The 10,154-nt window shown below is 48.9% G+C and carries 10 protein-coding genes; 9 read left to right on the top strand and 1 reads right to left on the bottom strand.

Annotation, left to right across the window (positions count from 1 at the left end):
• The 8 genes from AC5JLB_RS08580 to AC5JLB_RS08545 form a co-directional block, all read left to right on the top strand.
• The coding region (locus tag AC5JLB_RS08580) for an ATP-binding protein (protein WP_495873409.1) at positions 1-1,573 on the top strand (1,573 nt) is incomplete at its 5' end.
• 398 nt (positions 1,574-1,971) lie between these two features.
• Positions 1,972-2,505, top strand: a complete 534-nt coding sequence (locus AC5JLB_RS08575; protein WP_495873408.1) for a hypothetical protein — start codon at positions 1,972-1,974, stop codon at positions 2,503-2,505.
• A gap of 55 nt (positions 2,506-2,560) precedes the next feature.
• Positions 2,561-3,376 (top strand): DUF3153 domain-containing protein, encoded by an 816-nt coding sequence (locus tag AC5JLB_RS08570; protein WP_495873407.1) that lies wholly within the window; start codon positions 2,561-2,563, stop codon positions 3,374-3,376.
• A gap of 76 nt (positions 3,377-3,452) precedes the next feature.
• Positions 3,453-4,547 carry an AI-2E family transporter gene (locus tag AC5JLB_RS08565; RefSeq protein WP_495873406.1) on the top strand — a complete coding sequence of 365 codons (1,095 nt, stop codon included), beginning with the start codon at positions 3,453-3,455 and terminating at the stop codon, positions 4,545-4,547.
• A gap of 88 nt (positions 4,548-4,635) precedes the next feature.
• Complete coding sequence (locus AC5JLB_RS08560) at positions 4,636-4,989, top strand: lipopolysaccharide assembly protein LapA domain-containing protein (RefSeq protein ID WP_495873405.1); 354 nt, start codon at positions 4,636-4,638, stop codon at positions 4,987-4,989.
• Between the two features lie 283 nt (positions 4,990-5,272).
• Positions 5,273-6,130, top strand: a complete 858-nt coding sequence (locus AC5JLB_RS08555) for a segregation/condensation protein A (RefSeq protein ID WP_495873404.1) — start codon at positions 5,273-5,275, stop codon at positions 6,128-6,130.
• Between the two features lie 386 nt (positions 6,131-6,516).
• Positions 6,517-7,689, top strand: coding sequence for a nucleotidyltransferase family protein (locus tag AC5JLB_RS08550; protein ID WP_495873403.1), 1,173 nt, complete (start codon positions 6,517-6,519; stop codon positions 7,687-7,689).
• Positions 7,690-7,767: 78 nt separating this feature from the next.
• Positions 7,768-8,547, top strand: coding sequence for an ion transporter (locus tag AC5JLB_RS08545; RefSeq protein ID WP_495873402.1), 780 nt, complete (start codon positions 7,768-7,770; stop codon positions 8,545-8,547).
• On the opposite strand, the gene cobS is transcribed toward AC5JLB_RS08545, so the two are convergent.
• Positions 8,544-9,296, bottom strand: a complete 753-nt coding sequence (gene cobS, locus AC5JLB_RS08540; RefSeq protein WP_495873401.1) for an adenosylcobinamide-GDP ribazoletransferase — start codon at positions 9,294-9,296, stop codon at positions 8,544-8,546. The two genes, AC5JLB_RS08545 and cobS, sit on opposite strands and share 4 nt — an antisense overlap.
• Positions 9,297-9,553: 257 nt before the next feature.
• Here cobS and AC5JLB_RS08535 point away from each other — a divergent pair, with 257 nt between their 5' ends.
• The gene (locus tag AC5JLB_RS08535; RefSeq protein WP_495873400.1) at positions 9,554-10,009 is read left to right on the top strand and encodes a hypothetical protein; all 456 of its coding nucleotides are present in this window, start codon (positions 9,554-9,556) and stop codon (positions 10,007-10,009) included.
• The last annotated feature ends 145 nt before the right edge of the window (positions 10,010-10,154 follow it).

Raw genomic sequence — 10,154 nt, 5'->3', positions numbered from 1 at the left:
GGCTTGCGGTTGTTTTCTTCTGTTCTCTCAACTTAACCCGCAACTTGGATTATTAAAGCTCAGTGATTTTCTACGGCAATTAGAGGTTAGCCGCGTTGGACAAGTCTTTGTTCTAGAGCGGAGTGGAATGCTGATTGCCAATTCTGGAACAGAGCCGCCTTTTACATTGGGCAAAAATGAAGTGCAGCGCGTGCAGGCAACGAATAGCTCTAACCCAGTCGTCAAGGAAATTGCTCAACAACTCCAGCAGCGTTCTAACAATTTCCAGGCTGTTTCTCAAGACAAAAACTTCCAGGTTGAGGTGCAGGGAGAGCGATATTTTGTGGATGTCACTCCTTGGCGTGACCCGTACGGATTAGATTGGCTGGTGGTAGTGAGTGTGCCAGAACGCTCATTCATGACGCAAATCAACGACAATACGCGCCTGACGATCGCGCTGTGTTTTGGCGCATTGGTGATTGCCTCGGTGATGGGTATGTTTACTTCCGGTTGGATTGTCCGTCCGCTTGTCCGTCTCAATCGGGCAAGTAAAGCAATGGCAGCGGGTGACTTAGACCAGACAGTAGAAAGCAGCGGCATTCGCGAACTCAATAGCCTGTCTGACTCCTTTAACCACATGACAGGTCGACTGAGCGAATTATTTACGGCGTTAGAGCAAAGTAAGGACGAACTGGAAGACCGGGTAGAAGCGCGCACGGCTGAACTCAAAAATACGTTAGCAGAGTTGCAGCGAACGCAAGCTCAAGTGATCCAGAGTGAGAAAATGTCGAGTCTAGGACAACTGGTAGCGGGAGTGGCTCACGAAATTAATAACCCAGTCAACTTTATTCATGGCAACCTCGCTCATGTACAGCAATATAGCCAAGATTTATTAGCATTTGTGCAGTTATATCAGCAGCACGATCCCAATCCAACCGCTGAAATTCAAACTGCTGCCGAAGATATCGATTTAGAGTTTTTGCAGGACGACTTACCGAAGATGGTGTCTTCGATGAGGTTGGGCACCGATCGCATCCGCCAAATTGTTCTGTCGCTACGAAACTTCTCTCGCATGGACGAAGCCGAATTTAAAGCGGTCGATCTTCATGAAGGAATCGACAGCACCTTAATGATTCTGCAACATCGTCTCAAAGCTCGACCCGAACGACCGGAAATCGAGGTGATTAAAGACTATGACTCGTTGCCGCTAGTCGAATGCTATGCCGGACAACTCAACCAGGTGTTTATGAATATTTTGACCAATGCGATCGATGCGTTGGAAGACGGTAATGCAAAGCGTACCTATCAAGAAATTCAGGACAATCCTAATCGGATTACGATTCGCACATCGGTTGTGGGTGCAACCTGGGTAGAAGTGGCGATCGCGGACAATGGATCTGGCATTCCCAAGAACATTCAGCCGCGAATCTTTGATCCTTTTTTCACCACAAAAGCGATTGGCAAAGGAACCGGAATGGGAATGTCGATTAGTTACCAAATTATCAAGGAGAAGCATAGTGGCAAACTGAAGTGCTTCTCATCTCCTGAAGGGGGAACTGAGTTTACAATTCAGGTTCCTCTCCGGCAACAATAACTAACAACTAATTCGGACTTACGCAAAGGTTTCTCGTTGGCGGCAGATGGGGTAATAGATGTAACAAACGCCCCCGGCACCGCTTTGCAAAGAGGGATGAAAGCCAATCCTAATTCATTTTTTGTCCCTCATCCCTCGATTCAGAATTGACAGACCGCTAGTTAGAACCGGAGCCGAGGGCTACATCCGCTATTAAATTCGTTGACTGCATAGATGTTCAATGCCTTGGAGACATTTGTCTTGAGAATTTCAGAAAGCTGATCCGCAGACCCAATTCGGATTGCTGTCGACAATCAACTTGCGGTCGAATCTAAACGCTTGGGCGAGTGCTGCTTGGTAGATGTTTCACTGAACGATCGCATAGTACGATCGAAGCGTCGCTAATTGAATTTTTCATCGTGAGTTCTGAACGTTTAGATCTTGCCAACCGAGAATATGAGGCAGGGAAAACTGCCTTTGAGCGGGGAAACTACCGCGACTCCGTTCAGTATCTAGAACGGGCGAGTGCATTAGTCGAAAGTGGAACGCGACTCGGCGGAGAAATGCAAATCTGGTTAGTCACTGCTTACGAAGCGGCGGGGCAGCGATCGCAAGCCATTCAACTCTGTCAAAAAGTGAGTCGTCATCCCGACCTAAAAACGCGCAAGCAAGGAAAACGCTTGCTCTACATTCTCGAAGCGCCGAAACTTAAAACTCGTCCCGAATGGCTAACTGAGATTCCCGACCTCTCCAAAATTTCGGACAATGAAGGCTCGGCATTAGGGACATCAAAGTTTGCGCCTGCGATACCTCCCAAACGTCCTGAAAAGCCAAAATCGATTGTTCCAGAGCCAGTCGATCTGAGCCAGGTCAACACTCAAGACAATCTGTTCATTTGGGTGGCGTTAGGCGGCGCGATCGCAATTATTGCTGGATTGATCTGGTTCAGTTAGCGAACCTTCTAGAGTAGTGTTAGATGATAAAGAACACTCCATTCTCTGGTTTGCCATGCTTCAACGAATTGCTCGATTCGCGTCGCACCGTACCCACGCACTCTTCCAATCTGTTTGGTCGGGGCGAGTCGTCTGGATTGCGCTGATCGCCTTTGCGCTCTCTGGCTGTGTCAAGTACGACGTTGGTATCACGTTCGACAGCCCGACCCGAGGCACGATCGCGCAACATGTTCAATTAGATGAGCGGTTCACTCGGGTCAATAGTGGCACTGCCCAAGCGTGGCTTGCCAACATCGAGCAACGCGCTCGTCAGATAGGGGGCAAGGCCCGCCGCGTATCGAGCAAAGAAGTGTTAGTCACGATTCCGTTTAGCACCGGACAGGAATTAGAGAAGCGATTCAACACCTTTTTTGATGCCAAAGCAAAAGTAAAAACCAGCCGAAAGGTAGAACTGCCGCCAATCGAATCTCATCTCACCGTCCAGCAAGGTAACTTTTTACTTCTAGAACGTCGTAGATTGATCTACGACGTAGACCTGCGATCGCTAGGCGTTGCCTCTCCCCAAGGAGAAGTTTTGGTCGATTCTAGTCCCCTGCTCGATCTTCAATTTGAACTCACAACCCCGTGGGGTGCGAAAAATATTGTTCGTCCAGGTTCGGTTGCCTCTCGTCGCGCTGGCAAGCAACTCGTCTGGATGCTGCAACCCGGACAGAAGAATCACCTAGAAGCTGCCTTTTGGATGCCAAGTCCTCTTGGGATTGGTACAGTGATTATTATAGCGATCGTCGCCATCGGAACTTATATCAAGAATCAGCAGCCTCCGAGCGCAGGTGAACCTTCAGTTGAACCTTCAACCGCAAACAGCCTTTAGCCTCGCCACGTCTTCATAAAGTTCTCGTTCCTGCGTCCACCGTGTTACCGAGGGCGTTCCTCAGCTCTGCTCCTCTATGCGTCGCCGTCGATCTTTTAATGCACAACGGCTGCTGATTTTGGGTTTGATAGGCCCGATCGCAGCATTAAACATCTGGCTTCTCGGTCAATTGTTGTACTACTTTGAGCATTTGATCACGGTTCTAGCGGTTTCGGCGATTCTGGCATTTTTAATGAACTATCCGGTGCGGTGGTTTGAACGAATTCGGATCAAGCGCACCGGAGCCGTTGTGATTGTGCTGCTCTCGACCGTCACAGTTCTCTCGGTTCTAGCACTGACACTCGTTCCTATCTTGCTGGAGCAGACCAATCAGCTTTTAGTCAAGATTCCAGGGTGGCTAGAGGCGAGTCGGCAAAATTTGGATTTTTGGGATGAATGGGCAAAGCAACGAAACTTACCGATCGACCTGAGAGGATTTGGGGGTAAGCTCAGCATTCAAATTGAAAATCAGATTCAAGCCTATGCGTCTCAAGCATTGGGGTTAGCCATTGGCACGGTTTCGGGCTTAATCGATACCATCTTGATCATTGTGCTGGCATTTTACATGTTGCTCTACGGCGATCGCGTGTGGCAAGGCTTGATTCACCAATTTCCGCCCAAGATTGGCCTTCCTCTCAGCGAATCGCTACAGCAAAATTTTCACAACTTCTTTCTGAGCCAAATCCTGCTGGCGCTATTTATGGCAGGCGGTTTAATTCCTTTATTTTGGGCGCTGAAAGTGCCGTTTACGCTGCTATTTGCGCTGATTATTGGGCTTGCAGAATTAATTCCGTTTATTGGAGCCGGGTTAGGAATTGGACTCGTCACCATTCTCGTGATGTTTCAGAGCGTGTGGCTGGCATTTCAAGTCGCGCTGGCAGCAGTAATTTTGCAACAGATTCGAGATAATCTGCTCGCGCCTAAAATTATGGGCGACTTCACCGGATTAAACCCGATTTGGATTTTCATTGCCTTGCTCGTGGGATTACAAATTGCGGGCTTGCTGGGCGTGGTGATTGCTGTGCCGATCGCAGGCACGATTAAAGGCACGATCGATGCGATTCGCCTGTCAAACCAGAAGCCGCCCGTCATCGTTACAGAAACCGTAATCACGCCTCCGCCTGCCGAGTAGATCGCTCTTCTCTTCCTGCCAATCTTATTTTTTCTTTTTCTCCCTTTTTCCCAATCCCTGCTAGACTAGCGGCGTGATTGGAGAAAACATGATGAGACAAGTTAATTTTTTAATCATCTTTGTCATTTGTTTGGCTCTCGTTTTGTTTGGCATTGAGAATACTGAACCGTCCATTATCCACGTCGTTCGAGGAGTACAGCTTCAAGCCCCGTTAGCGGTTGAACTGATTGTGGCAATGGGCATTGGGGCGGTGTTAGCGTGGGTATTCAGCGTTTGGTCTCACCTCCAGCGGACGCTCGAACTTGGAAAAGAAGTCAAAATTCGCGAAACTCGAATTCAGGAGCTAGAGCAGGACGTAGAGCGCTATCAAGCAGAACTTCAAGAGCAACGTCTGTTGCCTGCGGCACAAGAAAAAATGGAAGATGTTGAGGTATTGGCATAAGGAGGAGGGAGCCTGCGGCAACCCTTCGCAAGTTGCTCTTGGAGTGAGGAATGAGGGATGGGAGAAATTGCAGGAGATTTGACGAACCCTGGAAGTCTTTGGAGCCTCTGGGTTCCGTTCACCCTATACTTGTTCATTCTGCTTGCAGCAATCTACTTTGCGCGGATTAAAATCAAGTGAACGACTCCGCTCAAGGCTTCATTCAGTAGCCCACCCCTTAAATCTGACAGCCGTCTTCCTCCTCATCCCTCATCCCTCATCCCTCATCCCTCATCCCTCATCCATGCCTCCTCCCTCTCTTGCTCAAGACGCGATCGCGCTCCTCATCGACATGGCAGAACGCGGAGAACTTGATCCGTGGAATGTCAATGTCATCGACGTTATTGATCGGTTTTTGAGTGATTTGGCTCCGGCGACGGGCCGCGAATTGTATGAAGCGAACTTGTCTCAGTCGGGGCAGGCTTTTTTGTACGCGTCGATGTTACTGTTGCTCAAAGCGCAGTCCTTGACGCAGACAGCAGTTGTAGAACCGTTAGAAGAGTTTCTAGAAGACGATCTAGAAGGGTTTGAGTTGGGATCGGCATTGCCGCTAAATTTAGAGCGACAGTTGCGGCGTCGAGCCGTGGCCCATCCTCCCCAGCGTCGGCGCGTGACGCTGAATGAATTGATCGAACAAATTCAAATTATTGCTACCGCATTAGATGACCGAGCGCCGAGGCGACGCCCCACGCACGAAAAAATTCCTCGCGCTCAAGCAGTGCGAGCGATCGCGCAACTCGCTCACCAAGAAAACCTCTCAGAAATGGCGGTTGCGATCGAGGAATTCTTTGTCAATCACTGGTCGCACGTCTCGAAAGGACAAGATTGGATTGACTTTGAACTTGTGCTGGAATTTTGGGTCGAGCTAAAAGAACAGGGCAAAACTACGGTAGAAGATGATCCACACGCCCATGCTGAGAACCATGAGAGAGTTGGTGTGTTTTGGGCGCTACTGTTGCTCTCAGCCCAATCGAAAGTAGAACTGGCTCAGGAAGAGTTTTATCAAGACCTGAAAGTGCGATTTTCTCCGACAAGTTCTGAAGGAGCGCTGCTACAAGCCAGCGCGATTGAAGTTCTGACTGAAAGCGCGGTGCTGGACTGAATTCGATTGCGATCCGCAACTTGCGGAGCATTTTCCTTGAAGCGGCGCGCTGCGATCGTCGTTGCTTCGTTAAAGACAGCTTTAAAGACTGCTGTTGGTATAAATTAATTGTGAAGTTGGGTACGCTAAGGGTATCCGTACTGCAAACGTACAAGCATATTACTTAAGGGACTGCTTTGCAGGCTCCGATCGCATGACGACGTTTGCTTCTTACGCTGCTAAGGGCAACAACTGGCAATTTGGGCTTGAGCTTATCGTTTACCGTCCGGTAGTGAATAGTCTAAAGTCCTGTCCTCCTCTATAGTGAGAAAGACGCATTCTGGAATTGTCCGGTATGCTTAACAATTGACCTAAAAATTGATGGCGTAGGATTAGAGAGAACGCTTATGAAAGCCATGATTCTGGCAGCCGGGAAGGGAACACGGGTTCGCCCAATCACATACACCATTCCCAAGCCTATGATTCCAATCCTGCAAAAACCCGTGATGGAGTTTCTGCTGGAGTTGCTTCGTCAGCACGGCTTCGACCAAATCATGGTCAATGTGAGCCACTTGGCACACGAAATTGAAAGCTACTTCCGCGACGGACAGCGCTTTGGCGTAGAAATTGGCTATTCGTTTGAAGGCCGCATTGTCGATGGCGAACTGGTCGGAGAAGCGATCGGGTCAGCGGGCGGCATGAAGCGAATTCAAGATTTCTCCCCGTTTTTCGATGACACCTTTGTGGTGCTGTGCGGCGATGCGCTGATCGATTTGGACTTAACAGCGGCGGTGAAGTGGCACCGAGAGAAAGGCTCGATCGCTACGGTGATCATGAAACCCGTTCCGCGTGAGGAGGTTTCAAGCTACGGTGTAGTGGTCACGGACGAGTCGGGCAAGATTAAGGCATTTCAAGAGAAGCCCTCGATTGAAGAAGCACTCAGTACCAACATCAACACCGGAATTTATATTTTTGAACCCGAAATTCTCAACTACATTCCGTCGGGTCAAGAATACGATATCGGCGGTGAACTGTTTCCCAAACTTGTCGAGATGGGTGCGCCGTTCTACGGGTTGCCGATGGAATTTGAGTGGGTGGATATTGGCAAAGTGCCGGACTACTGGCAAGCGATTCGCAGTGTTCTAGAAGGTGAGGTGAAGAACGTTCCAATTCCAGGGCACGAAGTTGCTCCAGGGATTTATACCGGGCTGAATGTGGCGGTGAATTGGGATAAAGTCGATATTCAAGGCCCAGTCTACATCGGTAGTATGACCTGCATTGAGGACGGCGCGAAAATTGTCGGCCCGGCGATGATTGGCCCAAACTGCTGGGTATGCAGTGGTGCAACGGTGGACAACAGCGTGATTTTTGAATATTCGCGGTTGGGGCCGGGCGTGAGACTGGTTGACAAGCTTGTGTTTGGCCGCTATTGCGTCGATAAGACGGGTGCGACGATCGATGTGCAAGCCGCCTCGCTTGACTGGCTAATTACGGACGCGCGGCAGCAGTTGCCGACCCATCCAGCCGCAGAACATCAAGCGATCGCAGAACTGCTGGGAGTCGATAAGGTCGCTCCGTAAAGCTTCACAGTTAGATCAAATGTTAGATCAAGTGCCGAACTTTGAGCCACAATAGCTCAAGGTTCGGCATTTTAGTTTATGGAATTGCAAGAAAAAATTGCCTTTTATCTAGAAGATATTGATACGCCGATTGGTCGAGGCATTAATTTGTTTATCACCGGATTGGTGCTGGCTTCCTCTGCGATCTTCGTTGCTGAAACGTATCAACTTCCTGCTGCTCTTAAGACGCAGCTTGATATTTTCGAGAACGCAATCCTTTTTATCTTTGTGATTGAATATTTTCTGAGATTCTGGTGTGCAAAACATAAAGTTGAGCATGTTTTTAGTCTGTTTTCAATCATCGATTTGATTTCAATTCTTCCGTTTTTGTTAAGCGGGTCTAGTGCCGGATTTCTCAGAATCTTTCGATGGTTTCGGATCTTACGTCTGATCCGGTTTATTGGTGGAAACACTGTTTTTGGCTATGTTAGTAGTGAAGACAGTGCCATTTATACCAGAATTTTATTTACGCTGTTCTCCATTGTTTTTGTCTATTCTGGCTTGATCTACCAAGTAGAACATGCCTCTAATTCAAAATATGGCACGTTTTTAGATGCTGTCTATTTTTCAGTTTCTACTATTAGCACAGCAGGCTTTGGGGATATCGTCCCTTTATCTCAACTCGGACGATTTCTAACCGTTTTAATGATTTTGACAGGCATTATTTTTATTCCTTGGCAGTTAGGAGATCTAATCAAACGACTTGTGAAAACAACCGAACAAGTTCAAACAAGTTGTTTAAGCTGTGGTCTGATGCCTCACGACTTAGATGCTCAGTTTTGTAAACGCTGCGGTGCGTCACTAGAACACCCTCACTAAAACACTGTCAAAAGGCAAAGTAAAAGGGCTTCTGTCCACTCGACGATCGCACCATACGTATCTCCGGTCTGTCCACCCAATTTGCGATCGAGCCATGCTCCAACCAGCAACCCGATCGCGCCTCCTCCCACCAATAGCGCGATCGCGCGAATCGGCTGTTCATACAACGCCCCACTTAGCCCAAACAACAGCAAAAAACTCGGCAACGCTTCCCAGAGCGATCGAATCGATTCTTTGTGAAACGCGCCTTTGCCAGTTGGTTTGAGATAGGGATAGAGCACGATCGCCACTAGTTGTCCCCAACGTCCCCAGCCTGCCACTGCCATCAAGATCCAGATGCGATCGCGATCGATTTCACTCAAGGCCACGGTTTTGAGTAAGAGAATCACAGTCGCCGCGATCGCGCCAAATGCACCCGTCACGCTGTCAGACATCGCTTGCAATCGTCGCTGAGGATCAGTCACGGCTAATCCATCTGCCGTATCCATTGCACCGTCTAAATGCAGCCCTCCGGTAAGAGCGATCCAGACCGCAACTGCGATCGCGCTGCGAGTCAGCACAGGCATCCCCACATAAGCCAATCCCCAATCCAGCAATCCCAACAGTCCGCCAATCACCACTCCAATAAGCGGTGCAACCCGAGCGATGCCTCGAAATTCGAGTGTCCAGCCTGAAGGAATCGGCAAACAGGTGTAGAACATCGTTGCAGCTAGAATTTGAGCGATCCATACCCGAAGTCGTCTGACCATTCCTTGCACCCCAACTTTACAGAAGTTAAATTCCTCTTCTCGACTAGGAGATCCAAATCTGCATTTCCCAGCCATAATTGCTTTAGGAAGCACCGACCTAGAGGGAGGATTCTTATAGAGCGCACCTCTCTAGATATCGTGAAACTGTCCACTCAACCGTCTATTTTTGCAAGTTCTCAGAAACTCTATGCGATTCTAGACGGTGGGCAATTCTGCTTCTGGCCCTGTTCGACTCGTAGTTCGACCCCTGTTTTGTCATGAGTCACGACTTTTCCTCTCGGAATTCTTGGTTTCCTGCGCCTTGCATCATTGACGTTGGCATTATCATCGACAAGCAAGATATGCAGCGAGTGTTGACCGACCTCACGCGAGTGCGCTATATCCACACTCAAGATGGCAGGCCCACAAACGAAGGCGAAGGATGCGTTTTAGAAGTGTTTGCCGATCCACATCGAGCAACGCTTCTGGCAAATCATGCCCTCTACCTCAACGTTTACAGCTTTGACTATATAGAGCTAAGCCAATCGACAGAAGGGTCTGTGTTCGATCTGATTCAGGAGGATCGTCGATTGCGGTTAGTTCCATTGACGAATCCGCTTCTGGATCAGGTGAATCGAGCCATTAACGCGGCAGAACTTGAAGCGATGGTAACGGAAGTCATTTCAGCCCGGTTAGACGTTCAGATCGATGATGAAGAACATTTTCCGTTCTAACCCAATGCGTTCTAACCCGGTAATTTATAGGACTGCTGGTTTGGCAGGGCTAGGGATACGAGTGAACGGTCAGGGCAAATGCATCTAAGACTTGGTCGTGTTCTAGACGTGTGGAGCGATAGCTAAATGGGTAATCCAAATTCGT

The sequence above is a fragment of the Myxacorys chilensis genome, assembly GCF_059505265.1.
Note: the sequence above shows the minus strand (reverse complement) of the source record. Positions and strands in the feature narration are given on the sequence as shown.

Bases quoted from the DNA above. Each gene is read 5' to 3' on its own strand.
- AC5JLB_RS08535 (WP_495873400.1), top strand. From the start codon at position 9,554: ATGAGTCACGACTTTTCCTCTCGGAATTCTTGGTTTCCTGCGCCTTGC.
- AC5JLB_RS08555 (WP_495873404.1), top strand. From the start codon at position 5,273: ATGCCTCCTCCCTCTCTTGCTCAAGACGCGATCGCGCTCCTCATCGAC.
- AC5JLB_RS08550 (WP_495873403.1), top strand. From the start codon at position 6,517: ATGAAAGCCATGATTCTGGCAGCCGGGAAGGGAACACGGGTTCGCCCA.
- AC5JLB_RS08565 (WP_495873406.1), top strand. From the start codon at position 3,453: ATGCGTCGCCGTCGATCTTTTAATGCACAACGGCTGCTGATTTTGGGT.
- cobS (WP_495873401.1), bottom strand. From the start codon at position 9,296: ATGGTCAGACGACTTCGGGTATGGATCGCTCAAATTCTAGCTGCAACG.
- AC5JLB_RS08545 (WP_495873402.1), top strand. From the start codon at position 7,768: ATGGAATTGCAAGAAAAAATTGCCTTTTATCTAGAAGATATTGATACG.
- AC5JLB_RS08560 (WP_495873405.1), top strand. From the start codon at position 4,636: ATGATGAGACAAGTTAATTTTTTAATCATCTTTGTCATTTGTTTGGCT.
- AC5JLB_RS08570 (WP_495873407.1), top strand. From the start codon at position 2,561: ATGCTTCAACGAATTGCTCGATTCGCGTCGCACCGTACCCACGCACTC.